19 protein-coding genes and 2 tRNA genes are annotated in these 25,125 nt (G+C 51.4%); 19 read left to right on the plus strand and 2 right to left on the minus strand.

Translation table 11 applies throughout. The features are described from left to right. The 6 genes from carB to SPK40_RS11220 all read left to right on the plus strand — a co-directional run bounded on the left by carB (window position 1) and on the right by SPK40_RS11220 (window position 9,958). Window positions 1-3,231, plus strand: a complete 3,231-nt coding sequence (gene carB / locus SPK40_RS11195; RefSeq protein WP_248141334.1) for a carbamoyl-phosphate synthase large subunit — start codon at window positions 1-3, stop codon at window positions 3,229-3,231. A 363-nt stretch (window positions 3,232-3,594) separates the two neighbouring features. Further along, window positions 3,595-5,409 carry a flavin monoamine oxidase family protein gene (locus tag SPK40_RS11200; RefSeq protein WP_330960528.1) on the plus strand — a complete coding sequence of 605 codons (1,815 nt, stop codon included), beginning with the start codon at window positions 3,595-3,597 and terminating at the stop codon, window positions 5,407-5,409. Window positions 5,410-5,418: 9 nt separating this feature from the next. Next, entirely contained in the window at window positions 5,419-6,003 is a 585-nt protein-coding gene (locus tag SPK40_RS11205; protein ID WP_330960529.1) for a carboxymuconolactone decarboxylase family protein, read from the plus strand. Between the two features lie 101 nt (window positions 6,004-6,104). Further along, window positions 6,105-7,556 carry a Dyp-type peroxidase gene (locus SPK40_RS11210; protein ID WP_330960530.1) on the plus strand — a complete coding sequence of 484 codons (1,452 nt, stop codon included), beginning with the start codon at window positions 6,105-6,107 and terminating at the stop codon, window positions 7,554-7,556. Between the two features lie 10 nt (window positions 7,557-7,566). Beyond that, window positions 7,567-9,357, plus strand: a complete 1,791-nt coding sequence (locus tag SPK40_RS11215; RefSeq protein WP_330960531.1) for a thiamine pyrophosphate-binding protein — start codon at window positions 7,567-7,569, stop codon at window positions 9,355-9,357. A 55-nt stretch (window positions 9,358-9,412) separates the two neighbouring features. Beyond that, window positions 9,413-9,958: a carboxymuconolactone decarboxylase family protein gene (locus SPK40_RS11220; RefSeq protein WP_330960532.1), complete on the plus strand. Its 546-nt coding sequence runs from the start codon at window positions 9,413-9,415 to the stop codon at window positions 9,956-9,958. 106 nt (window positions 9,959-10,064) lie between these two features. Here SPK40_RS11220 and dacB read toward each other — a convergent pair whose 3' ends face one another. Next, a complete protein-coding gene (gene dacB, locus SPK40_RS11225) occupies window positions 10,065-11,477 on the minus strand; it encodes a serine-type D-Ala-D-Ala carboxypeptidase (RefSeq protein WP_330960533.1) in 1,413 nt (470 codons plus the stop codon). Between the two features lie 353 nt (window positions 11,478-11,830). Here dacB and greA point away from each other — a divergent pair, with 353 nt between their 5' ends. Next, window positions 11,831-12,304, plus strand: coding sequence for a transcription elongation factor GreA (gene greA / locus SPK40_RS11230; RefSeq protein ID WP_248141327.1), 474 nt, complete (start codon window positions 11,831-11,833; stop codon window positions 12,302-12,304). An 85-nt stretch (window positions 12,305-12,389) separates the two neighbouring features. Here the strand turns inward: greA and yhbY are convergent, their stop codons facing one another. Further along, complete coding sequence (gene yhbY / locus SPK40_RS11235) at window positions 12,390-12,686, minus strand: ribosome assembly RNA-binding protein YhbY (RefSeq protein ID WP_248141326.1); 297 nt, start codon at window positions 12,684-12,686, stop codon at window positions 12,390-12,392. A 179-nt stretch (window positions 12,687-12,865) separates the two neighbouring features. On the opposite strand from yhbY, the gene rlmE reads away from it, so the two are divergent. The 12 genes from rlmE (at window position 12,866) to truB (ending at window position 25,069) form a co-directional block, all read left to right on the plus strand. After that, window positions 12,866-13,495: a 23S rRNA (uridine(2552)-2'-O)-methyltransferase RlmE gene (gene rlmE, locus SPK40_RS11240; protein WP_248141325.1), complete on the plus strand. Its 630-nt coding sequence runs from the start codon at window positions 12,866-12,868 to the stop codon at window positions 13,493-13,495. A gap of 50 nt (window positions 13,496-13,545) precedes the next feature. Then, window positions 13,546-15,510: an ATP-dependent zinc metalloprotease FtsH gene (ftsH, locus tag SPK40_RS11245; protein WP_330960534.1), complete on the plus strand. Its 1,965-nt coding sequence runs from the start codon at window positions 13,546-13,548 to the stop codon at window positions 15,508-15,510. A 125-nt stretch (window positions 15,511-15,635) separates the two neighbouring features. After that, window positions 15,636-16,469, plus strand: a complete 834-nt coding sequence (gene folP, locus SPK40_RS11250; RefSeq protein ID WP_330960535.1) for a dihydropteroate synthase — start codon at window positions 15,636-15,638, stop codon at window positions 16,467-16,469. A gap of 20 nt (window positions 16,470-16,489) precedes the next feature. Beyond that, window positions 16,490-17,827: a phosphoglucosamine mutase gene (gene glmM / locus SPK40_RS11255; protein WP_330960536.1), complete on the plus strand. Its 1,338-nt coding sequence runs from the start codon at window positions 16,490-16,492 to the stop codon at window positions 17,825-17,827. A gap of 224 nt (window positions 17,828-18,051) precedes the next feature. Beyond that, window positions 18,052-18,387, plus strand: coding sequence for a preprotein translocase subunit SecG (gene secG / locus SPK40_RS11260; protein WP_248141321.1), 336 nt, complete (start codon window positions 18,052-18,054; stop codon window positions 18,385-18,387). A gap of 11 nt (window positions 18,388-18,398) precedes the next feature. Next, window positions 18,399-18,483, plus strand: a tRNA-Leu gene (locus tag SPK40_RS11265). A 60-nt stretch (window positions 18,484-18,543) separates the two neighbouring features. Continuing rightward, a tRNA-Met gene (locus SPK40_RS11270) sits at window positions 18,544-18,620 on the plus strand. A 263-nt stretch (window positions 18,621-18,883) separates the two neighbouring features. Then, a complete protein-coding gene (gene rimP, locus SPK40_RS11275; protein ID WP_248141320.1) occupies window positions 18,884-19,339 on the plus strand; it encodes a ribosome maturation factor RimP in 456 nt (151 codons plus the stop codon). A gap of 22 nt (window positions 19,340-19,361) precedes the next feature. Further along, complete coding sequence (nusA, locus tag SPK40_RS11280; protein WP_248141319.1) at window positions 19,362-20,849, plus strand: transcription termination factor NusA; 1,488 nt, start codon at window positions 19,362-19,364, stop codon at window positions 20,847-20,849. A 24-nt stretch (window positions 20,850-20,873) separates the two neighbouring features. Then, the gene (infB, locus tag SPK40_RS11285) at window positions 20,874-23,630 is read left to right on the plus strand and encodes a translation initiation factor IF-2 (protein WP_248141318.1); all 2,757 of its coding nucleotides are present in this window, start codon (window positions 20,874-20,876) and stop codon (window positions 23,628-23,630) included. A 90-nt stretch (window positions 23,631-23,720) separates the two neighbouring features. Next, a complete protein-coding gene (rbfA, locus tag SPK40_RS11290) occupies window positions 23,721-24,122 on the plus strand; it encodes a 30S ribosome-binding factor RbfA (RefSeq protein ID WP_036751364.1) in 402 nt (133 codons plus the stop codon). Beyond that, window positions 24,122-25,069: a tRNA pseudouridine(55) synthase TruB gene (gene truB, locus SPK40_RS11295; RefSeq protein WP_330960537.1), complete on the plus strand. Its 948-nt coding sequence runs from the start codon at window positions 24,122-24,124 to the stop codon at window positions 25,067-25,069. Before rbfA ends, truB begins: the two co-directional genes overlap by 1 nt. The last annotated feature ends 56 nt before the right edge of the window (window positions 25,070-25,125 follow it).

A 25,125-nucleotide genomic window follows, 5' to 3' on the forward strand; every position in this document is an offset into this window, starting at 1 on the left:
ATGCCAAAACGTACTGACATACAAAGTGTTCTGATTCTGGGTGCCGGTCCAATCGTGATTGGTCAGGCCTGTGAGTTTGACTACTCAGGTGCTCAGGCCTGTAAAGCGCTGCGTGAAGAAGGCTACCGCGTCATTCTGGTGAACTCGAATCCGGCCACCATCATGACCGATCCGGAAATGGCGGATGCAACTTATATTGAGCCGATTCACTGGGAAGTTGTTCGTAAAATCATCGAAAAAGAACGTCCGGACGCGATACTGCCAACCATGGGCGGCCAGACTGCACTGAACTGTGCACTGGCGCTGGAAAAGCATGGCGTGCTGGAAGAGTTCGGCGTCGAGATGATTGGTGCGACAGCTGATGCCATCGACAAAGCAGAAGACCGTTCACGCTTTGATAAAGCGATGAAATCTATTGGTCTGGCGTGTCCGCGCGCAGATACAGCGAAAAACATGGAAGAAGCCTACAAAGTCCTCGATATGGTCGGCTTCCCTTGTATTATCCGTCCATCCTTCACCATGGGTGGTACCGGCGGTGGTATCGCTTATAACAAAGAAGAATTTGAAGAGATCTGCCGTCGCGGTCTGGATCTGTCACCAACCAATGAGCTGCTGATTGATGAGTCGCTGATTGGCTGGAAAGAATACGAGATGGAAGTGGTTCGTGATAAGAACGACAACTGCATCATCGTGTGTGCCATCGAAAACTTTGACCCGATGGGCATTCACACCGGTGACTCCATCACGGTTGCGCCGGCGCAGACTCTGACGGACAAAGAATACCAGCTGATGCGAAATGCATCTCTGGCTGTTCTGCGCGAAATCGGTGTAGAAACCGGTGGTTCCAACGTTCAGTTCGGGATTAACCCGAAAGATGGCCGGATGGTGATCATCGAGATGAACCCGCGTGTTTCCCGCTCGTCTGCACTGGCATCTAAAGCAACCGGCTTCCCGATTGCGAAAGTGGCAGCCAAACTGGCCATCGGCTTCACGCTGGATGAGCTGATGAACGACATCACCGGTGGTGCGACACCGGCTTCATTCGAGCCAACTATCGACTACGTTGTAACGAAGATTCCTCGCTTCAACTTTGAAAAATTTGCCGGCGCCAACGATCGCCTGACCACGCAGATGAAGTCTGTGGGTGAAGTGATGGCTATTGGCCGTAACCAGCAGGAATCGCTGCAAAAAGCACTGCGCGGCCTGGAAGTCGGGGCCAATGGTTTCGATGAGATGGTCGATCTGGACGATCCCGAAGCGCTGACCAAGATCCGCCACGAGCTGAAAGAAGCTGGTGCTGAGCGTATCTGGTACATCGCGGATGCTTTCCGTGCCGGTCTGTCTGTTGATGGTGTTTTCAACCTGACGAACATCGACCGCTGGTTCCTGGTTCAGATTGAAGAGCTGGTGAAGCTGGAAGCCAAGGTGAAAGAAGGTGGTTTTGCCGGTCTGACGGGTGACTTCCTGCGTCAGCTGAAGCGTAAAGGTTTCTCCGATGCCCGTCTGGCAAAACTGCTGGGTGTGGCGGAACTGGAAATTCGTAAAGAGCGTGACCGCCACAACATCCACCCGGTTTATAAGCGTGTGGATACCTGTGCGGCTGAGTTCTCTTCTGATACTGCTTACATGTACTCATCTTACGATGAAGAGTGTGAAGCGAACCCGACTGATCGTGACAAGATCATGGTCCTGGGCGGTGGTCCGAACCGTATCGGTCAGGGAATTGAATTCGATTACTGTTGTGTGCACGCCTCTCTGGCACTGCGCGAAGACGGTTACGAAACCATTATGGTTAACTGTAACCCGGAGACTGTATCAACCGATTATGACACGTCAGACCGTCTGTACTTTGAACCGGTCACCCTGGAAGACGTACTGTCGATTGTTCGTGTTGAGAAACCAAAAGGTGTGATTGTTCAGTACGGTGGCCAGACGCCGCTGAAACTGGCCCGTGCACTGGAAGCAGCCGGTGTGCCGATTATCGGTACCAGCCCGGATGCAATTGACCGTGCAGAAGACCGTGAGCGTTTCCAGGCTGCCGTTGAGCGTCTTGGCCTGAAACAGCCTGAAAATGCGACCGTGACAACCATGGAGCAGGCGGTTGAGAAATCAAAAGAAATTGGTTTCCCGCTGGTGGTTCGTCCTTCGTATGTACTGGGTGGTCGTGCGATGGAAATCGTCTACGACGAAGCGGACCTGCGTCGTTACTTCAATGAAGCCGTGAGCGTATCGAACGAATCACCGGTACTGCTGGACCGTTTCCTGGATGACGCAACCGAAGTTGATGTCGATGCGATCTGCGACGGTGAGCGTGTCGTCATTGGCGGTATCATGGAGCATATCGAACAAGCGGGTGTTCACTCTGGTGACTCGGCGTGTTCGCTGCCGGCTTATACCCTGAGCCAGGAAATTCAGGACGAAATGCGCCGTCAGGTAGAGAAGCTGGCATTCGAACTGGGTGTCCGCGGTCTGATGAATACGCAGTTTGCCGTGAAAGACAACGAAGTTTACCTGATTGAGGTGAACCCGCGTGCTGCGCGTACTGTACCTTTCGTTTCTAAAGCGACCGGTGCACCGCTGGCGAAAATTGCGGCACGTGTGATGGCCGGACAGTCACTGGAACAACAGGGCTTTACCAAGGAAATCATTCCGCCGTATTACTCAGTGAAAGAAGTGGTGCTGCCATTCAACAAGTTCCCGGGTGTTGACCCGCTGCTTGGTCCTGAAATGCGCTCTACCGGTGAAGTCATGGGTGTAGGCGATACCTTCGCCGAAGCCTTTGCAAAAGCTGAGCTGGGTTGTGGGAAGGAACACAGCCGTGAGAATGCGGGCCGTGCGCTGCTGTCTGTCCGTAACAACGACAAGCGTCGTGTGGTTGACCTGGCTGCCAAGCTGGTGAAACTGGGTTACGAGCTGGATGCGACGCATGGTACTGCGGTGATTCTGGGCGAAGCGGGTATTAACCCGCGTCTGGTGAACAAGGTGCATGAAGGCCGTCCTCACATTCTTGACCGAATCAAGAACAATGAGTACAGCTACATCATCAACACCGCGGAAGGCCGTCAGGCGATTGAAGACTCAAAAGTCCTGCGCCGTGGTGCGCTTGCTGAGAAGGTAAACTACACCACAACGCTGAATGCTGCTTTTGCAACCTGTATGGCACTGACTGCTGATGACCGTCACACGGTGACTTCAGTTCAGGAACTGCATGCGCGTTTAAATCAAGATTAATCAGAAGATGCAGTGTTGCATTGGATGACAAACTGAGAATGGCCCCGGCATAAGTCGGGGCTATTTTTTTTGACGCCAGGATCCCCCCCTGAATCAGGCACTGATCAATCTTGTTCAGTCATGATCGTATTAATAGTCAAAACCGAATATTTGCATCGTTCCACAATGTAAATGAGAGGGAGGTTAGACTTTCTTTGCTCCATGCCGCCTTTTTTTGTATCTGAATCAATCTGACCTAGTTTTGAACACAGTAAGCAGTTTTCTCCGGCTGGCTTTTCAGAAGTCAGTCCGTCTTGCACTGTGCCGCCTTGTTTCATCATTGAGGAGAGAGGCAGGCAACACATACAAAAATAAGGGATGGTTATGTCAGAGGTCAGCTTCTTAGAGGATGAATTTCACGGTCTGTTACCTTATGAGCAGGATGAAGTTGCTCAATCTTATATGGCCTGTCTGAAAAATGGATTACCGGAAAGTCAGACCGAGCCGAAAGATATCCTGATTATCGGTTGTGGGATTGCGGGAATGGTCTCCGCTGCGCTGTTACGCAAAGCAGGCCACAAAGTCACGATTGTCGAGGCCAATACCCGGGTTGGCGGCCGGATCCGAACCTTTCGGAACTCACCTCAGAAACGTTATTTTGAAGATGATCATCTGTCTGCTGAGGCCGGAGCCATGCGTATTCCGGACAAGCACAAGCTGGTGCAGTATCTGATTGATTACACGGGCGTTGAGAAACAACTTTTCCTGAATAAAAGCGTTTCGAGAAAAGATGCGTTGTCCGAAAAAATTCAGCATCCGGACCGGGATGCACAGGGCAATGTTGATTTGTCTGATCTTGCAGCAACCGGAAATAACCTCGTTCATGTGAATCGTCGTCATGTTTTGCGGAAAAATTATGAACATGAAGGTTCCGATATCAATGAATTGCTGAATTACGATCTGAAGGAAAGGGAAAAATACTCAACAGCATCTGAATTACTGGAAAAAGCCATTGGCGATCTGGTGAATCAAGTTCAGGCCGACCCGAAAACAGCATGGCCCAAAATTATTGAGCAATACGGCGAGTATTCCATGCGGCGGTTCCTGAAAGAGGCAATTGTCGAACTCAGTGGGGAGGAACACTTGTCGGAAAATGCGCTGGAGATGATTGGTGTCATAGAGAACCTTGAATCCCGAATGTCCTATTCCTTCATCCAGAGTTTTATTGAACTGGCCATTATCCGTCCCGACACGGCTTTCTGGTTGATTAAAGGCGGTACCGATAAATTTACCCAGGCATTTTATGAGAAAGAAAACCTGGACGATGTCACTTACCTCAATCAGACCGTCAATGAACTGTATCTGTGTGAGACAACCGGAAAAGTCAGAATTAGAACCGAAGTGTCGCACGATATTGAATCCCGTCTCGAGCAGGATACCGCCATTGCCAGGCTGCTGTCTGATCGCAGTTGGGATGAAGCCATCGTCACCATTCCGTTTTCCAGTTTCCGCATGGTTCAGGTCTGGCCGGAAATCAGTCAGGAGAAACGGAAAGCGGTGCGTGAACTCCATTACGATGCCGCCACGAAAGTGCTGCTTGAGTTCAGGGAGCGTTTCTGGGAAACCAGAAATGATATTTATGGCGGCGGCTCCGTGACCGATTTGCCCAACCGTTTCATGTATTACCCGAGTGAGCGAATGGGCTCCAGCAAAGGCGGTGTGATGCTGGCGAGTTATTCCTGGGCGGACGATGCGCGGAAGTGGGATTCCATGTCTGATTACGAACGCTACTGCTACGCCCTCAATAATGTCGCGATCGTCCATGCGGATCATGAACCGGGCGCAGATTACGCCATCAGGGAAGCGGCCCAGCAGAAAATCCGGGATCTCTGTGTGTTTGATCCGAAGAAATACAGAGATGATCAGGACAATATCGTCGGCGCTGCGACCGTGAGCTGGATGAATGATCCCTATGCTTTTGGTGAAGCGGCAATTTTCTATCCGGGTCAGCTGAATCTGCTTCATAAAGCCATTATCCGGTCGGAATGGCCGAGCACGGAAACCGGCAAAGCGCGGCTTCATTTTGCCGGAGAGCATGCCTCACTCAAGCATGCCTGGATTGAGGGGGCCATAGAATCAGCTGTCAATGCAGCATTGCTGGTCAATGAAAATGAGCTGCCGACGCTGAAGCATGTTTAAGGTGGTGGTATGACACGACTTCCTTATCTTGATGATTCGGCAGGCTTATCCGCCGAAACGCTGGCAGCCTATGAGCATATTGCGGCCAGCAGAGGGCATGTCTCCGGTGTGTTTGCATTGCTTTTAAATTCACCGAAGGCGGCAGAGCTGGTGGCCGATCTCGGGGCATTTTTACGCTTTGATTCCTGTCTGAACCCCGGGGTGAAAGAGTTGGTCATTCTGACGGCACTGAGTGAAAACGCCTGTCAGTTTGAATGGGGATTTCATGAAAAATTTGCCCGGAAAGCAGGCGTATCGCCGCAGGTGATTGAGATGATTCGCAACCGGCGCTTACCGGACAATGAACCTGAAGTCAGTCAAAACGAGCGGAATTTGGTGACCTATGTTCGGCATTTGCTGGTGCGTAAACGGGTCAGTGATGCGCTGTTCGGGGGCATTCAGGCCAGATTCAGCGCTCAGGAAATCACTGAAATCACCTTAACTGCCGGTTATTACGCCATGGTTGCCAGTTTGCTGAATGTCGGAAACATTCAGGCCGCGCCGGGCAATCCGACCTTACCTGAACCGGATACGTTCAGCGCGCATCCGGAGTGATTGTGTTGATACCCAGCCGATGTGGACCGCATCGGCTTCTTTTTTTGCTGTCTCTGATTTGGCGAAAGCTGAGCGGTATCAGACATACGGGGAGATGAGCAATGTCAGTGAATTTAAATCAGACCAATATTGACTTAGACGATCCGAATTTTCAGACCGTTTTCGCTAATTTACAGGGCAATATTCTGAAAGGGCATGGCCGGGATTATGCGCGTCATGTTTTTTTCTGCCTGGGGCAGGATGAAGTTGCAAACCGGCGCTGGGTACGGCAGATGTCGGAAAAAGTGACGTCAATGCTTGAACAGGGGCGGCAGCATCAGGCATTCAAACAATTTGGCAAGCAGGATCATCTGTTCGTGAACCTGATGCTGAGCGCGACCGGGTATCGCAAGCTTGGCATTCCCCGCGAGCAATGGCCGGATGATTCAGCGTTTCTCGCAGGAATGAAAGACTTAGACCAGTCTTATGACACCTCGCCGCGCGGTAATCACAAGCCGACGGCCAATCCGCTCAATGATGATTTGTCTCAGTGGGAACCGGCATTTTCTCAGGACATGGACGGAATGCTGATTTTTGCGCTCAGCGGACAGTCGGATGATGTTGAAAAGACCCTGAACGATTTAGTGCGGGAAATGAAAGACTCCCTCAATGGCATCGGGCATATCGTTGTGGTGCAGCACGGGCATGTCATGCGAAATGACAAGCAGCAAGTGATTGAGCATTTTGGTTTTACCGATGGCGTGAGTAATCCTAAGTTTCTTTTTTCCGAGCTCACGGAAGAATTCCGCAATGGCGGGTACCGCAACAATGATCCCAGTGCACCGCTGAACCTGGTGATGGTACCGGACCCGGGCGGAGATCACGCCAGTTTTGGTACCTACGTGGTGTACCGGAAGTTGCAGCAAAATATCAAAGGGTTCTGGCAGCGGGCGGATATGCTTGCCAATACGTTGTCTGAGAATACCGGCCGGACCATTTCGGCGAAATATGCCGGTGCCCTGTGTGTCGGGCGATTTCAGGATGGGACGCCGATCAGCGAGCAGTCCGGAGACGGCTGGACCAATCTGTTTAATAATTTCAACTTTAATGATGATGCTGGTGGGCTGAAGTGTCCGCTGCATGCTCATGTCAGAAAAACCAACCCCAGAGGCGATACGGTGCGCCAGTTCAATTCGCCACCCACCATTGAGCGGAGCCGCCGCATTGTTCGCAGGGGCATCAGTTTCGGTGAGGCTGAGTTGCAACCGTCGCAGGAGTGGACCGAGGCCGGTCTGCTGTTCCTGAGTTTTCAGGCCAGTATTGTCGATCAGTTTATTTTCATGCAGCACACCTGGTGCAATAACGAAGATTTTCTGCATGGCGACGTGGGATTGGACCCTTTAGTCGGACAATCGAAAGAGAATGAGTCCCCGAAACCGCAATCCTGGTCAAAAGGCTGGGGAAGCCCGACAGCAGAACAGGTTTCCTTCAGCTTTTTCGGGTTTGTCCGGATGAAGGGGGGCGAATACTTCTTTATGCCCAGTCTTCATTTTCTGAATAATTTACCGGTGTGACGGAGGCCAGATGCAAAACGAACAGCAGAAAATCCCCGTCGCAAAGTATGTCCTCAATACGATCCGGGCGAATGGGGTCGACCATGTCTTTATGGTACCTGGTGGAGTGATTGACCCGTTCCTGAATCAGTTTGGGACGGGCAAAGAGGATGTGAAGGCTATTGTGGCAGCGAGTGAAGCCGGTGCTGCTTATATGGCTGATGGTTATGCCAGAGCCAGTGGCCAGTTTGGCGTGTGTATGGGGATTGGCGGTCCGGGGACAGCCAATATGATTGGCCCTCTGGCAGCGGCCTGCACCGATGAGTCACCCGTGCTGGTGCTGGCGGGTGAAGTGCCGACCGAATGGAGTGGCCGGGGCGGTTTTCAGGATGCCAGCGAAGCCGGATTAAATGATGTCCGGATGCTGAGTTCGGTCACGGAAATGGCGATGAAAGTCCCGGAAGCACCGATGGTACCGCATTTGCTGGACCGAGCGCTCAGAACCATGCTGGGGCAGGAGTTCAAACCCGTGAGTCTGAGTTTTCCGAAACAAATTCAGACCCAGGATATCGACACTCAGGCCCATCCGGTCGCAGCTTTGCAAGAAGCGACCCGTACACCCCGGGCTCTGGACTTGGCCGGGGCCGAAATACTCTGTCAGGGACTGATTCAGGCCGGTCAGGCAGGTATGGCGAATATCACGATTTTAGTGGGCAGCGGCGCCGTCCGGTCGGAAGCGACTCAGGCGCTCATCCAGTTTGCAGAAAGGTATCAGATCCCGGTTGCCACCACGCTGAAAGCCAAAGGGGTGTTTCCGGAAAATCATCCGTTATCCCTGGGGGTGTTTGGTTATTCAGGAACGCGGCATTCGACACTGGCATTGCTGCATCAGCATGCCTCGGAAGCCTCCGCCCAACCGGCGGAGGGGAACCAATTGCTGCTTGTGTTGGGTTCGAGCATGAATCAGCGGGATACCATGCGCTGGGATCAAGGGTTGCAGCCAGAGGCCGGGATCTATCAGGTTGATCTCGATATCAGCATGTTTGGAAAGAACTTTCCGGTCGATGTGCCGGTTCAGGGGGATGTGAGCGCCGTTTTAAGCTGGCTGTTGGCGAAAGAACAGGAAACGCGGCTGCTACCACTCCGGGAAATGAATCATCAACGCCAGCAGTGGCTGACATCCATTGTCTCTCAGCCCCGCTTTTATGAACCGGAATATTTAACCAGTGAGGCGAGCCCCATGAACCCGGCCCGGGTGATCGCTGAGCTCCAGAAAGTCGCGCCGGAAGATACGGTGATCATTGGTGACTCCGGTGCTCACCGGGCATTTGCCGGACATTACTGGCAGTCACATGGTCCAAGACAGTACCTGACCGCAACGGCGCTTGCCCCCATGGGGTGGGCGATTCCGGCAGGTGTTGGAGCCAAGGTTGCCAATCCGGACCATCCTTGTGTTGTGATCACGGGGGATGGCTGCATGCTGATGAATGGGATAGAAATTCAGACGGCAGCCCGTCATCAGCTGCCATTGATAGTTCTGGTGATCAATAACAGTGCTTTGGGGAACGTTTTTCTCCGGGCTGAAACGGCTAATGCAAAGGAACTGACATCCCTGAGTACGCACGACTGGGCGGCATTTTCCCGCTCATTAGGGGGCGAAGGCATTGTGGTTGAACACCCGGGGGAACTGGCAAATGCCTTTGAGCAGGCTTTTGCAGCCCAAGGGCCTTTCGTGATTGATGCGCGGTGCGACCCGAACATTCCGACGCCCGTCAACCCGTGGCGGCAGGAACTGGACCATCCGGACTGGGCGGAAACCTGATATTTGACCCTACATTTGTTTCGCAGGAAACATATCGCAGGAAACGGAGAACAACATGGCGAAGCTACCGCTGATAGAAAGAGCTGATCTGGATGTACAGGGAAAGGCTATCTACGATACTCTGATTGGCCCCCGGGACGGATTATCCGGAATGTACCGAACTTTAATGAATCATCCGGCTCTGGCGCAGCATCTGGGAGTGCTTGGAACCTATGTTCGCTATCAAAGTGAACTGTCCGGTGATATCCGGGAGTTGGGCATACTTGCCACGGCGCGTTGTCTGGGAGCACCGTTCGTGTGGGAAAAGCATATTGCGCCCGCAGAGCGTGCCGGATTACCCGGCCATGTGATTCAGCAGATCCTGGAAGGCGATGTGGCGACAGCTGAGATGAAACCTGTTTATCTTTATGCCTGGCAGGTTGCTCAGGATGTGGTGTATCAACGAAGTATTGCAGAGAAAACACAGCAGGCACTGATTGAAGAAATCGGTGTGAAAGGGTTGCTGGATTTAGTGATTGCCTGTGGCATGTACCGTATGATTTCTGCCGTGGTGTTCTCATTTGATGTGCCGTTACCGGAATCCGGTGAACCGCCTTTCTGAGGACAGGCGATGAAGCAACCTGATGAAAAGGGTTGTCCCGCGCCCAAATGCCAGGCAGCCACTCGGTTTTCCTGAGTGGCTGCTTACTTTCAGACTTTTTTATGTTCTAAAAGGCATTGTACAGTTCGGTATAGAGCTTGCGCTCGAATTGGGTAATCTCCGAATCAACGGCCGGGGCATTGTCCGGTTTTTCAGGTGGCAGATAGTTGGTAACAAACTGGACCACCAGGAAGGGTTTGCCGGATTTGCTCGTCATGACACCAACCAGGTTAAAGGTGCCATACAACGAACCGGATTTTGCGGCCAAGTGCTGTTTTATCGGTTCCTGCCGGACACTCTGGCGATAACGCAGCGTGCCGGTTAATCCGGCAACCGGTAGATCTTTCATCAGTCCGAGGCTGTCATCATGCTGATAGATGTGAGTGATCACTTTCATCATGTCGCTGGCTATAATCCGGTTGTCCCGAGATAGACCTGAACCATCAGCCAGAACCGCCAGACTCAGATCAATCCCGGTATGTTCCCCGATAATCGCTTTAATGGCCTCAGTACCATTGCGGAAACTGCCGGGTTGTTCGTAGTAGCGCTGTCCCAGGGTTTTGGCCAGGTTGTCGGCGATCAGGTTATCTGAATCTTCCAGCATCACCTGGAGCAGGGCTGGCAGTTTTTCTGAGTGGTGGGTGACAAGGACCTCGCCGTACGAAGTGTCGTTGCGGATGATGTCGCCTTTGAGGCTGATTCCGGCTCGTTCCAGTTCCAGTTGCAGGACGCTTCGAACATAGGCTTCTGTATCGACCACCGCGAAATTCAGCGGCAATGGTTTATCCCGCTGAGGCAGACAGCCGCTGAGCTGGTAGTGGTTGCCAGGGCGGGTCTGAAGTTCCAGAGTACAGAATTCCGCTTGTTGCTGGGATTTACTGACGACTTTCGCCAGACTGGTCGCGGTAATCGGCTGGTGGGATGGTATATGCAGCCGGGTGAGTTGGCCCAGTGATTGATCGCTGTAAAGGGCTGCCTGAACGCAGTTGTGTTCCAGTGTGATGCTGCTGGAAGGCGCGCTGTAGCAGACTCCCAGGCTGTCCCAGGGCCATCCTGGCGCCTGCTCATAGCCGGTGAACTGGCTGCCGTTGAGATAAATATTTCCGGTGATACGACGAATCCCTTTATTTTTCAGCTGTTTCAGTATCGCAGTCAGATCGTTGCGGGACAGGGTCGGATCACCGCTGAATCTGAAGATCAAATCCTGACCCTGCTGTTCAACCCGGGTAGTAAACCGAAAATCGTTGCCCAGATATAATTTGGCAGCGAGAGCCGTCAGCAATTTTTGGGTGCTGGCTGGGGCCTGCAGCTGTTCGGCACGCTGGCTGAAGACAGTTTTCCCGTTTGCCGGATCTGTAATGATTAAAGCCAGATCGTGCCCCTGGGGTAAAGCTTCAATGGCGGTGCGGGGAGTAAAATCGGCCCAGACCGGATGACTGAATGCGAGTGAAGCTAATAAAAAGCCTGTTATTTTTTTCATCTTGGTTGAGCGATTGAGAAATTGAACTGGGAATCATAGGAAGTAAGAGGGGCAGGCCGCAATAAAAGTTCGTTAATATCTTGTAAGAACTGACCAGTTGTCGAGAAAGCAATCAAAGGAAGATTGGCAGATTCAGGCTTGTTGTGCCGAGCGCGACACAGAAAAAGTGACTTTTACGAAGTCTTCGCCAGAACCGCGATACAGAGGTTGCATCCGGGGCAGAGTATTAGGTATCTTGTGAGGCAGAAAAGCAGTTTCTTCTATTCATGTGTTAGCCCAGACTTGTGCTGGGCTGGCTTTTTTTTGTCCGAAAAGCAATCCCGCTTTTCTGGCGTTTCGAGGTAGATAATTTTATGGAAAAGATCCCAATGACAGTCCGCGGCGAACAGCAGCTGCGTCAAGAGCTGGACGCCTTGATGAAACGTCGTCCACTGATTTCTGAGGCCATCGCTGAAGCTCGTGAGCTGGGCGATCTGAAAGAAAATGCTGAATACCATGCTGCTCGAGAAGAGCAGGGGATCTGCGAAGCCCAGATTCGTGATATCGAATATAAACTGTCTGTGGCTCAGGTGATTGATGTCACCAAGATGACAAACCACGGTAAAGTCATTTTTGGCGCGACCGTAACTCTGTTTGACGTCAATACAGATGAGGAAGTGACTTACTGTATCGTTGGTGATGACGAAGCCAATATTAAACGTGGTCTGATTTCTGTGAATTCACCAATTGCCCGTGGCTTAATCGGCAAACAGGAAGGCGACGAAGTCAGTATTGTGACCCCAGGCGGCAATAAAGAGTTCGAGATCGAGAAGGTCGAGTACATTTAAGGAGCAGGGCCGGCAGGTTTATTGTTAAGAAATGTAACAGTTACCGGGCCTTGAGTGATAAAAAAGGCCGCATTGGCGGCCTTTTTTATTTGCGCGGAAGTTCGATTTTACGATCTTCAGACTGACGGTACAGCACCAGAATATTACCGATGACCTGTACTTTTTCCGCCTGAGTTTCACGAACAATCGCTTCGATGATCAGTTGCTTGGTTTCACGTTCTTCAGCAGCAACTTTGACTTTGATCAGTTCGTGATGGCCCAGGGCCAGTTCGATTTCTGACAGCACGGCTTCAGTCAGGCCGTTTGCCCCCATCAGGACAACTGGCTTCAGGCTGTGAGCAAGGCCTTTGAGGTATTGCTTCTGTTTGGTGCTTAGATTCATGGTGACTCAATATCTATAACAAGGGTTGAAAACAGGGTATTCTAACGCCATCTAGTCAATATGACTAACGTTGTTTCGTTACGCTGGTGTTCCTGCCAACTCTGGGCCACAGTAAAAGTAGTACAGCGGAACCAGAACGGGAACTATCGGTCGCTGAGTGTAATCGCATTGGGTAATGCATGAGTAAAAAGAAACATTCAGCCAGCTCCGGACGCTGGCTGAAAGAACATTTTGATGATAAGTATGTCCTGGAAGCTCAAAAGAAGGGCTTTCGCTCCCGAGCTATTTTTAAACTGGAGGAAATCCAGAACAAAGATAAGTTGTTAAAACCGGGAATGACTGTGGTTGACCTGGGTGCTGCCCCTGGTGGTTGGTCACAGTACGCAGCTGACGTCGTCGGAGATACCGGGCAGGTAATTGCCTGTGATATCCTGCCGATGGACTCCTTACCCGGGGTCAGTTTCCTGCAGGGTGACTTCCGTGAAGAAGCAGTGCTGGATGCATTACTTGAGCGGATTCAGCCGGATATGGTTGATGTTGTCCTGTCTGATATGGCCCCCAACATGAGCGGAAACCTAGCCTCGGATCAACCTAGAGCAATGTATCTTGTTGAACTAGCATTAGATATGTGCAGGCAGGTACTTGCACCGAATGGAAGCTTTGCAGTAAAAGTCTTTCAGGGTGAGGGCTTTGATCAGTATCTGGCCGAAGTGCGCAGTATGTTCAAGGTGGTCAAAATCCGTAAACCAGACTCATCCAGGGATCGTTCCCGGGAAGTCTATATTGTGGCTACAGGTTATAAACTGTAGTACTCTACATTCATCTTTAAAGTTATCGCGAGGTTAACACCTTGAGTGACATGGCAAAAAACTTGATTTTGTGGTTAGTCATCGCCGTGGTGCTGATGTCTGTTTTTCAGAGCTTCGGTCCGGGAGATAGTGCTGGCCGTCAAGTCGACTATACGACTTTTGTCCGGGAAATCGGTCAGGATCAGATTAGGGAAGTACGATTCAATGATCGTGAGATCACGGTGTTCAAGCGTGATAACACCCGTTATGTGACTTACTTGCCTGTCCTGAACGACCAGAAATTGCTGGACGACCTGATCAATGCAAATGTGAAAGTGGTTGGGACACCACCGGAAGAACCAAGTCTGCTGGCTTCTATCTTTATTTCATGGTTCCCGATGCTGTTGCTGATTGGGGTATGGATATTCTTTATGCGCCAGATGCAGGGCGGCGGTGGCAAAGGCGCCATGTCGTTCGGTAAATCCAAAGCGCGCATGATGAGTGAAGATCAAATTAAAACGACCTTCAACGACGTTGCTGGCTGTGATGAAGCCAAAGAAGACGTGAAAGAGCTGGTCGATTATCTGCGTGATCCAAGTCGTTTCCAGAAACTGGGCGGTAAAATTCCGACTGGTGTTCTGATGGTTGGTCCTCCGGGTACAGGTAAAACCCTGCTGGCGAAAGCCATCGCTGGTGAAGCGAAAGTGCCTTTCTTTACCATCTCCGGTTCTGACTTCGTTGAAATGTTTGTCGGTGTGGGTGCATCCCGTGTCCGTGACATGTTTGATCAGGCGAAGAAAGCGGCGCCTTGTATTATCTTCATCGATGAGATTGATGCCGTAGGTCGTCAGCGTGGTGCCGGTGTGGGTGGTGGTCACGATGAACGTGAACAGACCCTGAACCAGATGCTGGTTGAAATGGATGGTTTCGAAGGCCACGAAGGTATCATCGTGATCGCTGCAACGAACCGTCCTGATGTTCTGGATCCGGCACTGTTGCGTCCTGGCCGTTTCGACCGTCAGGTCGTTGTGGGTCTCCCGGATGTCCGTGGCCGTGAGCAAATCCTGAAAGTGCATATGCGTAAAGTGCCACTGGATGGTGATGTTGAACCGTCTCTGATTGCCCGTGGTACACCTGGCTTCTCTGGTGCTGATCTGGCAAACCTGGTGAACGAAGCTGCATTGTTTGCTGCACGTGGTAACAAACGTACAGTATCAATGGTGGAATTCGAACTGGCGAAAGACAAAATCATGATGGGCGCAGAGCGTAAATCGATGGTGATGTCTGAAGAACAGAAAGAATCAACGGCTTACCATGAAGCAGGTCATGCCATTATTGGTCGTCTGGTTCCGGATCATGACCCGGTTTATAAGGTATCGATCATTCCGCGCGGCCGTGCGTTGGGTGTGACCATGTACCTGCCTGAGCAGGATCGTGTCAGCCACTCGAAAGAATATCTGGAGTCTATGATTTCCAGCCTGTACGGTGGCCGTCTTGCCGAAGAACTGATCTACGGGGTAGAGAAAGTGTCAACGGGTGCGTCAAACGATATCGAGCGAGCAACAGACATTGCACGTAAGATGGTGACGCAGTGGGGCTTCTCAGAAAAACTGGGTCCGCTGCTGTATGCAGAAGATGAAGGCGAAGTTTTCCTGGGTCGTTCTGTGACCAAGACCAAGCACATGTCTGATGATACGGCACGTGCCATTGATGAAGAAGTGCGTGCCATTATCGATCGTAACTATGAGCGTGCCAGAGAGATTCTGGTCGGCAACATGGATATTCTTCATTCAATGAAAGATGCATTGATGAAATATGAAACCATTGATGCAGGCCAGCTGGATGATCTGATGGGACGTAAGTCTGAGATTCGTGCGCCAAAAGGCTGGGGTGATAAAGACGACACACTGAAAGCTGATACGCTGGAAGGCGAGAAACCAGCAAGTGTTGACTCTAAAGATGCTGACAAACCAGCTGAGAAACCTGAGCAGGTACAGCCGCATCACAGTGAAGAAAATGATAAACCGCAGGCATAATGTCTGACGGTGAGTCCAAAACCCCGGGGTAACTCGGGGTTTTTTGTTTCTGCGCCACAATGTCTATGGAAATCTGTGAGCCCGTGTTGTTGCCGCCGGGCTTATTCTGTCAGGAGTGATGAACCTTGTTACTGAAAAGCAAAGAGAAAATACTGGATCTTTCTTACCCGCATACCATGGGTATACTGAACTTCACGCCGGATTCTTTTTCTGATGGTGGCCAGTTTAATCAATTAGACAGTGCACTGCGTCATGTGGAAGAGATGCTGGCAGTCGGAACCAGTTTTATTGATATTGGGGGTGAATCGACGCGTCCGGGAGCTGCTGAAGTTTCTGTGCAGGAAGAGCTCGAACGTGTGGTGCCTGTAGTAGAAGCCATCCGTCAGCGTTTTGATTGCTGGATCTCAGTCGATACCAGTAAAGCTGAGGTGATGACGGAGTCGGTAAAAGCGGGCGCTGATCTGCTCAATGATATCCGTGCACTGCGTGAGCCTGGTGCCATGGCAGCTGCAGCGAAAGCAGGGGTACCAATTTGCTTAATGCATATGCAGGGGCAACCGCGTACAATGCAGCAGCAACCACACTATGATGATCTGTTCGCAGATGTGGAAGATTTTCTTGCAGAGCGAATTCAGGCCTGCGAAGAGGCTGGTATCCATCGCGAACAGCTGATCTTGGATCCGGGATTTGGCTTTGGTAAAAGCCTGGAACATAACTATCAGTTACTGGCACATTTGGAAAAATTTCACCGGTTTGGATTACCACTGCTGGTTGGGATGTCCAGAAAGTCCATGATCTGTAAACAATTAAATAAATCGCCTGCAGAAGCGTTGTCCGGGAGCTTGGCTTGTGCATCCATTGCCGCAATGAAGGGAGCTCAGATTATTCGGGTTCATGATACGCGTGAAACGCAGGATGTACTGGCGATCTGTCGCATGACGCTGGAACAGGCAAAATAAAGAGCTAGGAGCTATTTTTCATGGCTGAACGTAAATATTTCGGCACCGACGGTGTCCGTGGCCGTGTTGGCCAGTCACCGATCACCCCTGAGTTTGTACTGAAACTGGGCTGGGCTGCCGGACGGGTGCTGTCTCAGCAAGGCACAAAAAAAGTGATTATTGGTAAAGACACCCGGATTTCAGGTTATATGCTGGAATCAGCGTTGGAAGCGGGTTTGGCGGCTGCCGGATTACAGGCTGCATTTACCGGTCCGATGCCAACCCCGGCGGTAGCTTATCTGACGCGCACTTTTCGTGCAGAAGCCGGTATTGTCATTTCTGCATCACACAACCCTTATTATGATAATGGGATTAAGTTTTTCTCTTCTGAAGGCACGAAACTGCCAGATGAAGTTGAAGCTGCAATTGAAGCGGAACTGGATAAAGAACTGGTGTGCGTTGAATCAGCCAATTTGGGGAAAGCAACGCGAATCAACGACGCTGCCGGTCGTTACATCGAGTTCTGTAAAGGGACGTTCCCTTCACACCTGAGCCTTGCGGGCTACAAAATTATTGTGGACTGTGCGCATGGAGCAACGTATCACATTGCCCCGAATGTCTTCCGTGAACTGGGCGCAGAAGTTGTAACGATTGGTTGTGCACCTGACGGGATCAACATTAACGCTGAAGTTGGTGCGACGGATGTCCGTGCGTTGCAGGCGAAAGTGGTTGAGGAAAAAGCTCATTTCGGGATTGCGCTGGATGGCGACGGTGACCGTGTCATCATGGTCGATGGTGAAGGCAACAAAGTTGACGGTGATCAGATTGCCTACATTATTGCCCGTCACGCGCAGCGTCGTGGTGAATTGAAAGGCGGCGTGGTTGGTACCCTGATGACCAACCTGGGCATGGAGCTGGCGTTAAAATCGCTGGAAATTCCGTTTGTTCGTGCGAAAGTCGGCGACCGTTATGTGATGGAAGAGCTGATCAAGAACAACTGGAATATCGGTGCAGAGAACTCTGGCCATGTCATTGTACTGGATAAGGTAACGACGGGTGATGGTATTGTGGCCGGATTGCAGGTCATGGAAGCGATGGTCAGCAGCCAGCAGTCGCTGAAGCAACTGTGTGAAGGTCTGACAATGTTCCCGCAGGTACTGGAGAATGTCCGGTTCTCAGGAGAGACCAACCCGCTGGAATCTGATGTGGTACTTGCCGCTCAAAAAGCTGCTGAAGCCAAGCTGGGTGAACGTGGCCGGGTTCTGCTGCGTAAATCAGGTACTGAGCCGTTGATCCGAGTGATGGTTGAAGGTGAAGACGATGCGCTGGTGCGCGAATCTGCACTGGCGATTGCACAGGCAGTGAAAGACAACTGCTAAGATGCTGCTCTGAAAGGGATTCCGGCCTGCAGAGGCTGAGCCGGAGTCCTGGACTGTAAAACTGATTATTTCTTGCCCAAGCAATTCATCAATTGCTACATTCTTGGAAAAATCACTTGTCACACATGTCGGCATTCGCTAGTATTCCCTCGCTCCTGACGAAGGGGTGCGCTGGCACTGCTATCGCATAGCCGGCACAACAATATGGAACATAGGTGGAACCCATGTACGAAATTCTACTTGTGATTTATCTGTTGGCTGCGCTTGGTGTAATTGGCCTGGTTCTGGTTCAACAAGGTAAAGGCGCAGATATGGGAGCCTCATTTGGGGCTGGTGCATCAGGAACACTGTTTGGTGCCAGCGGCTCTGGAAACTTTCTGACCCGAATGACTGCAATTTTTGCAACCGTATTTTTTGTTATCAGCTTGATTCTGGGCAACATGAGCTCGAAAAAAGCGGATACAACAAGTGGCTGGGAAAACTTAAGTGCCCCAGCACAGCAAGAACAACCTGTTGAAAAAACTGAGAAAGCGCCTGTAAACAGCGATATTCCTCAGTAATAGACAGATTTGCCGAGATGGTGAAATTGGTAGACACGCTAGCATGAGGTGCTAGTGCCGCAAGGTGTAGGGGTTCAAGTCCCCTTCTCGGCACCATTGATTCAGTTACTTGAAAGAGTAACAAGTGAGGGATATAATCGCCCTCAGAATTACGGACGCGGGGTGGAGCAGCTTGGTAGCTCGTCGGGCTCATAACCCGAAGGTCGTCGGTTCAAATCCGGCCCCCGCAACCAACTTGGACGATAATTGAGTGTATACTCTTAGTTATCAGTGGATTTACCGGGTTGATTGAACTCGGTTCCGCCTCCGAGTTTTGAAAAGCGACGATTCCTGGAACTGAATCGCTTTCGTTTTTCTGCTTGAATCTTCAGAGGTTTAAGCTATCAGGGTCCAGAGATAATAAACCCCGTAATTCGGGGTTTTTTATTATCTGAAACATGACCATTCAGGTATCTACTGGGCTTCAATGCCCTTTTTTTGTTTCCAGGGGGTTGTCTTGACCGCTTTAGAAATGCAATTAACCGAACTGCTTGAGTCGCCAGTGACAGCTTTGGGCTATGAATTGGTGGGTCTGGAGTTTATCCGTGCGGGTGAACATTCGACACTACGTGTGTTCATTGACCACGAAAACGGCATCACAGTCGATGATTGTGCCGATGTGAGCCGTCAGATCAGTGCAGTGATGGACGTTGAAGATCCGATCACTGTTGCCTATAACCTGGAGGTTTCGTCCCCTGGTTTGGAGCGTCCGCTGTTTAAAGCGGAACATTATCAACAGTTTATTGGCCACGAGGTCAGCCTGGTCCTGAAAATGGCGATGAATAATCGCCGTAAGTGGAAAGGTGACATTGTTGCCGTTGACGGTGAGCTGGTCACGTTGAACGTGAATGGCGATGAAGAAACCTTTGCGCTGAGCAATATTGCGAAAGCCAACCTGGTTCCAAAATTCTGACCGCTAAATTGGGGCATTAGAAATGAACAAAGAAATCTTGGCTGTCGTTGAAGCGGTATCCAACGAGAAAGCTGTTCCGCGCGAGCGTATCTTCGAAGCACTGGAGATCGCACTGGCAACAGCGACAAAGAAAAAATACGAAGCGGAAATTGACGTACGCGTTGCAATCGATCGCAAAACGGGCGACTTCGAAACTTTCCGTCGCTGGAAAGCCGTTGAAGAAGTGACTGCACCGACGCTGGAAATCACTCTGGAAGCTGCTCAGTATGATGACGAGAGCATCGAGCTGGGTGACTTTGTTGAAGAGCAGATCGAGTCTGTGACATTCGACCGTATCACGACTCAAACGGCGAAGCAGGTCATCGTCCAGAAAGTTCGTGAAGCTGAGCGTGCGCAAATTGTTGAACAGTTTATCGACAATGAAGGCGAGCTGATCACGGGTGTCGTGAAGAAAGTGAACCGTGATGCCGTGATCGTTGATCTGGGTAACAATGCTGAAGCAGTCATCCTGCGTGAAGACCAGCTGCCGCGTGAAAACTTCCGTCCAGGTGACCGCGTCCGTGGTCTGTTGTATGCTGTGCGCCCTGAAGCGCGTGGCTTCCAGCTGTTCATGACCCGTTCTAAGCCTGAAATGCTGTCAGAACTGTTCCGCATCGAAGTACCGGAAATCGGTGAAGAGATGATCGAACTGATGGGTGCTGCCCGCGATCCGGGTTCTCGTGCCAAGATTGCCGTGAAGACGAACGACAAGCGTATTGACCCTGTCGGTGCTTGTGTTGGGATGCGTGGTGCACGTGTTCAGGCGGTCTCCGGTGAACTGGGCGGCGAGCGTATCGATATCGTGCTGTGGGACGAAAACCCTGCACAGTACGTCATCAATGCGATGGCCCCTGCTGAAGTCAGCTCCATCATTGTGGATGAAGACAACCACACCATGGACATCGCGGTTGAGAAAGACAACCTGGCTCAGGCAATTGGCCGCAGCGGTCAGAACGTGCGTCTGGCGTCTGTACTGACTGGCTGGGAACTGAACGTGATGACGGTTGAAGACCTGCAGAACAAGCACCAGGCTGAAGCGCAGGCATCCATCGAACTGTTTGTGAAATACCTGGACATCGATGAAGATTTCGCTGTTGTTCTGGTAGAAGAAGGCTTTACCAGCCTTGAAGAAGTGGCCTATGTGCCGGTTCAGGAACTGATGTCTATCGAAGATCTGGATGAAGACACAGTAAATGAGCTGCGTAATCGTGCCAAAGAAGCCCTGACCACGATTGCCCTTGCGCAGGAAGAGTCTTTTGACGGTGTTGAGCCTGCTGAAGATCTGCTGAACCTGGACGGTATGGAGCGCGAGCTGGCGTTCAAACTGGCTGCGAAGGGTATTAGTACGCTGGAAGATCTGGCCGACCAGGGGACGGATGATCTACTGGATATCGAAGGCCTGGACGAGACCAGAGCGGGTGAACTGATCATGGCTGCCCGTAATATCTGCTGGTTCAGCGACGAAGCATAATTCAATTAGCAAGGGAGGAGCAGCATGTCAGAGGTTACAGTTAAGGCACTTGCCGAAGAAATCGGTACCCCGATTGATCGGTTGCTTCAACAGTTTGCCGATGCTGGTATCAGCAAGAAAGCTGAAGACAGTGTCAACCAACAGGAAAAAGAGTCTCTGTTGACCCACCTGAAGAAAGAACACGGTGGTAACACTGACGAGGCGCCGACCCGCCTGACTCTGCAACGTAAGACCCGCAGCACCCTGAGTGTGTCGGGTTCTGGCGGCAAGAGTAAAAATATCCAAGTTGAGGTGCGCAAAAAGCGCACCTATGTAAAACGCTCTGCCCTTGAAGAAGAGCAACGTGCGGAAGAAGCACGTCAGGCTGAAGAGGCTGCAAAACGTGCTGCGGAAGAAGCAGCGAAACGTGATGCAGAAGAGCAGGTGAAGCGCGAGGCTGAAGCCAAGCGTGAAGCTGAAGAGAAGCGCTTGGCAGAAGAGAAGCGCTTAGCGGAAGAGAAAGCAAAGCAGTTGGAAGAACAGTCTGAGCAGGGTGCAGCAGTGGATGCAAGCCAACGCGAAGCTGATGAAAAGCGTCAAGCTGAAGACAAAGCAAAACGCGCCGCCGCTGAGCTGGAAGCTAAGAAAGAAGCTGAGGCACTGCAACGTCGCCGGGAAGAGGAAGCCAAGCGTAAAGCCGAAGAAGCAAGTGAGCGTCAGCTAGAAGAGGCACGCAAAATGGCAGAAATGAATGAGAAAAACTGGTCTGAAAAAGGCCAGGATGCAGGTGATATGGAACGAGAAGACTACCACACGACCACTTCCACCTATGCCCGTGCGGCGGAAGATGAACAAGACCGTCGCGAGGAAGCAACTCGCCGCCGTAACAAGAAGAAAAAGGCTGCTGGTCCTAAGAGCGAAGAGCGCGAGACGCGCGAACGTCCAATGGCGGCACGTGGCGGCCGTAATCAGCGTGGCCGCGGCAAGCAGCAGCTGAGCAAGCCAACATCCATGCGTCATGGTTTCGATAAAACCGCAACTGTAGCGAAGCAAGATGTTGTGATTGGCGAGACCATCATCGTTTCTGAACTGGCAAACAAAATGTCAGTGAAGGCCGCTGAAGTCATCAAAGTGATGATGAAACTGGGTGCGATGGCAACCATTAACCAGGTGATTGATCAGGAAACTGCTCAGCTGGTTGCGGAAGAGATGGGCCACAAAGTTATTCTGCGCAAAGAAAACGAGCTGGAAGAAGCGGTACTGTCTGATCGTGATGAAAACCTGACTGCCGTACCACGTGCGCCGGTTGTAACCATCATGGGCCACGTTGACCACGGTAAAACATCGACGCTGGACTACATCCGTAAAGCACACGTTGCAGCGGGCGAAGCCGGTGGTATTACCCAGCACATTGGTGCTTACCACGTTGAAACAGACAACGGTATGATCACCTTCCTGGATACTCCGGGACACGCCGCGTTTACTGCGATGCGTGCACGTGGTGCTCAGGCAACGGATATCGTGATTCTGGTTGTTGCAGCGGATGATGGCGTGATGCCACAGACGATCGAAGCGATCCAGCACGCGAAAGCTGCAGGTGTACCGCTGATCGTTGCTGTGAACAAGATCGATAAAGAAGACGCGAACCCAGACAACGTGAAGAACGAGCTGGCTCAGTATGACGTTATCCCTGAAGAATGGGGTGGCGAGAACATGTTCGTTCATATTTCTGCGAAGCAGGGAACCAACATCGACGGTCTGCTGGAAGCCATTCTGCTGCAAGCTGAAGTTCTGGAACTGGAAGCTGTTTCTGAAGGTATGGCGAAAGGTGTGGTTGTTGAATCACGTCTGGATAAAGGCCGTGGCCCGGTTGCAACGGTTCTGGTTCAGGAAGGTACGCTGCGTAAGGGCGACATCGTTCTGTGTGGTCTGGAATACGGTCGTGTTCGTGCAATGCGTGACGAACTGGGTCGTGAAATCGAAGAAGCTGGCCCGTCTATCCCGGTAGAAATCCTGGGTCTGTCTGGTGTGCCTTCTTCTGGTGACGAAGCGACTGTTGTTCGTGATGAGCGTAAAGCCCGTGAAGTTGCACTGTACCGTCAGGGTAAATTCCGTGAAGTGAAACTGGCCCGTCAGCAGAAAGCGAAACTGGAAAACATGTTCTCGAACATGACTGCCGGTGAAGTGGCTGAACTGAACGTCGTTCTGAAAGCAGACGTACAGGGTTCTGTGGAAGCGATTGCCGACTCTCTGCGTAAGCTGTCAACTGACGAAGTGAAAGTGAACATCGTAGGTTCCGGTGTTGGTGGTATCACCGAGACAGATGCAGTACTGGCTGCAGCATCGAACGCAATCATTCTGGGCTTCAACGTCCGTGCGGATGCTTCTGCACGTAAGACGATTGAAAACGAGAACCTGGATCTGCGTTACTACTCCATCATCTATCAGCTGATTGATGAAGTGAAAGCCGCAATGGGCGGTATGCTGTCTCCTGAGTTCAAGCAGGAAATCATTGGTCTGGCTGAAGTACGTGACGTGTTCAAGTCACCGAAGCTGGGTGCGATTGCCGGCTGTATGGTCACAGAAGGTGTGATCAAGCGTAGCAACCCAATCCGTGTCCTGCGTGACAACGTGGTTATCTACGAAGGTGAACTGGAATCGCTGCGTCGCTTTAAAGATGACGTACAAGAAGTGAAGAATGGCTACGAATGTGGTATCGGCGTGAAGAACTATAATGATGTTCGCGTTGGTGACCAGATCGAAGTTTACGAAATCATCGAAATCCAGCGTACACTGGATTAATCAGGTTGCTCGTGAACCTGACACGAATACAGGGGAGCTTCGGCTCCCCTTTGTGTCGAGATAGCAGCCGACGTTTAGAGAGAGAATCAAATGGCGAAAGAATTCAGCCGTACACAACGTGTTGCTCAGCAGCTGCAAAAAGAGCTGGCTGTGATTCTGCAACGCGAAATCAAAGATCCGCGTCTGGGCATGGCGACCATTTCCAGCGTGGAAGTTTCCCGGGATATGGGTTATGCCAAAGTCTATGTCACTTTCCTGACTGTGGGTGAGCAGACTCCGGAAGGTAGCCTGGAAGCCTTGCGCGAAATGGCACCTTACATCCGTTCGTTACTGGGCAAGCAAATCCGTTTGCGTGTTACGCCAGAGCTGAATTTTATTTTCGATCAGTCTCTGACGGAAGGCATGCGCATTTCTAACCTAGTCAGCCAGGTTGTACGAGATGATGAAGCACGCCGTGGTGATGAACCTGAGGATGAAGGTGAGGGCAACTGATGGCTCGTCGTCGTAAAGGGCGTCCGGTTGATGGGGTACTGCTGCTGGATAAACCCAGCGGTATTACTTCCAATGACGCGCTGCAAAAAGTAAAACGCATTTTCTTTGCGGAAAAAGCAGGCCATACCGGTGCGCTGGATCCACTGGCGACGGGCATGTTGCCGATTTGTCTGGGGGAAGCGACCAAGTTTTCCCAGTTCCTGCTGGATTCTGACAAGCGTTACCGCGTGATTGCCAAACTCGGTGAGCGGACCAACACCTCCGATTCGGATGGTGAGGTTGTCGAAACCCGTGAGGTGAAAGTCGACCGCGGCCAGCTTGAGCGTTGCATTGCGAAGTTTCGTGGCACGACCAAGCAGATCCCGTCCATGTTTTCAGCCCTGAAATATCAGGGACGCCCGTTGTACGAATATGCCCGTGAAGGGAAAGAAGTACCGCGTGAAGCCCGTGACATTACCGTGTATGAAATCAGCCTGCTGCGCTTCAGTGACAACGAAGTTGAGATGGAAGTGCATTGCTCCAAAGGGACTTACATCCGGACGATTGTTGATGATCTGGGTGAAATGCTTGGCTGTGGCGCGCATGTCACTTACCTGCGTCGTATCGGGGTGTCTAAATATCCGCTGGAGAAAATGGTGACACTTGAGCAGCTTGAAGCGCTGCTTGAAGAAGCCCAGGCGCAGGAGATTCAGCCGAAAGAGTTGCTGGATCCACTGTTGCTGCCGACGGATAGTGCGGTTCAGGATTTGCCTGAAGTAAACTTGCTGCCGGGCGTCGCCAGTTATGTGCTGAATGGTCAGCCGGTGCAGGCGGGGCGTGTACCGGAAACCGGTACGCTGGTCCGGCTGACAGCAGGTGAGCAACGTGATTTTATCGGTATTGGTGAAATCGATGCAGATAATATGGTTGCACCGAAGCGGGTTCTGGCGAACAAACCGAAAGACTAATACGCGTTCAGCACGGTCAGGCAGACCCGCGGGAAGATTCCGCTTGCGGCCTGTCT

This window comes from Photobacterium sp. 53610 (genome assembly GCF_036409375.1).
Classification (GTDB): domain Bacteria; phylum Pseudomonadota; class Gammaproteobacteria; order Enterobacterales; family Vibrionaceae; genus Photobacterium.

Bases quoted from the DNA above. Each gene is read 5' to 3' on its own strand.
- carB (WP_248141334.1), top strand. From the start codon at position 1: ATGCCAAAACGTACTGACATACAAAGTGTTCTGATTCTGGGTGCCGGT.
- SPK40_RS11200 (WP_330960528.1), top strand. From the start codon at position 3,595: ATGTCAGAGGTCAGCTTCTTAGAGGATGAATTTCACGGTCTGTTACCT.
- SPK40_RS11205 (WP_330960529.1), top strand. From the start codon at position 5,419: ATGACACGACTTCCTTATCTTGATGATTCGGCAGGCTTATCCGCCGAA.
- SPK40_RS11210 (WP_330960530.1), top strand. From the start codon at position 6,105: ATGTCAGTGAATTTAAATCAGACCAATATTGACTTAGACGATCCGAAT.
- SPK40_RS11215 (WP_330960531.1), top strand. From the start codon at position 7,567: ATGCAAAACGAACAGCAGAAAATCCCCGTCGCAAAGTATGTCCTCAAT.
- SPK40_RS11220 (WP_330960532.1), top strand. From the start codon at position 9,413: ATGGCGAAGCTACCGCTGATAGAAAGAGCTGATCTGGATGTACAGGGA.
- dacB (WP_330960533.1), bottom strand. From the start codon at position 11,477: ATGAAAAAAATAACAGGCTTTTTATTAGCTTCACTCGCATTCAGTCAT.
- greA (WP_248141327.1), top strand. From the start codon at position 11,831: ATGGAAAAGATCCCAATGACAGTCCGCGGCGAACAGCAGCTGCGTCAA.
- yhbY (WP_248141326.1), bottom strand. From the start codon at position 12,686: ATGAATCTAAGCACCAAACAGAAGCAATACCTCAAAGGCCTTGCTCAC.
- rlmE (WP_248141325.1), top strand. From the start codon at position 12,866: ATGAGTAAAAAGAAACATTCAGCCAGCTCCGGACGCTGGCTGAAAGAA.
- ftsH (WP_330960534.1), top strand. From the start codon at position 13,546: ATGGCAAAAAACTTGATTTTGTGGTTAGTCATCGCCGTGGTGCTGATG.
- glmM (WP_330960536.1), top strand. From the start codon at position 16,490: ATGGCTGAACGTAAATATTTCGGCACCGACGGTGTCCGTGGCCGTGTT.
- secG (WP_248141321.1), top strand. From the start codon at position 18,052: ATGTACGAAATTCTACTTGTGATTTATCTGTTGGCTGCGCTTGGTGTA.
- nusA (WP_248141319.1), top strand. From the start codon at position 19,362: ATGAACAAAGAAATCTTGGCTGTCGTTGAAGCGGTATCCAACGAGAAA.
- infB (WP_248141318.1), top strand. From the start codon at position 20,874: ATGTCAGAGGTTACAGTTAAGGCACTTGCCGAAGAAATCGGTACCCCG.
- rbfA (WP_036751364.1), top strand. From the start codon at position 23,721: ATGGCGAAAGAATTCAGCCGTACACAACGTGTTGCTCAGCAGCTGCAA.
- truB (WP_330960537.1), top strand. From the start codon at position 24,122: ATGGCTCGTCGTCGTAAAGGGCGTCCGGTTGATGGGGTACTGCTGCTG.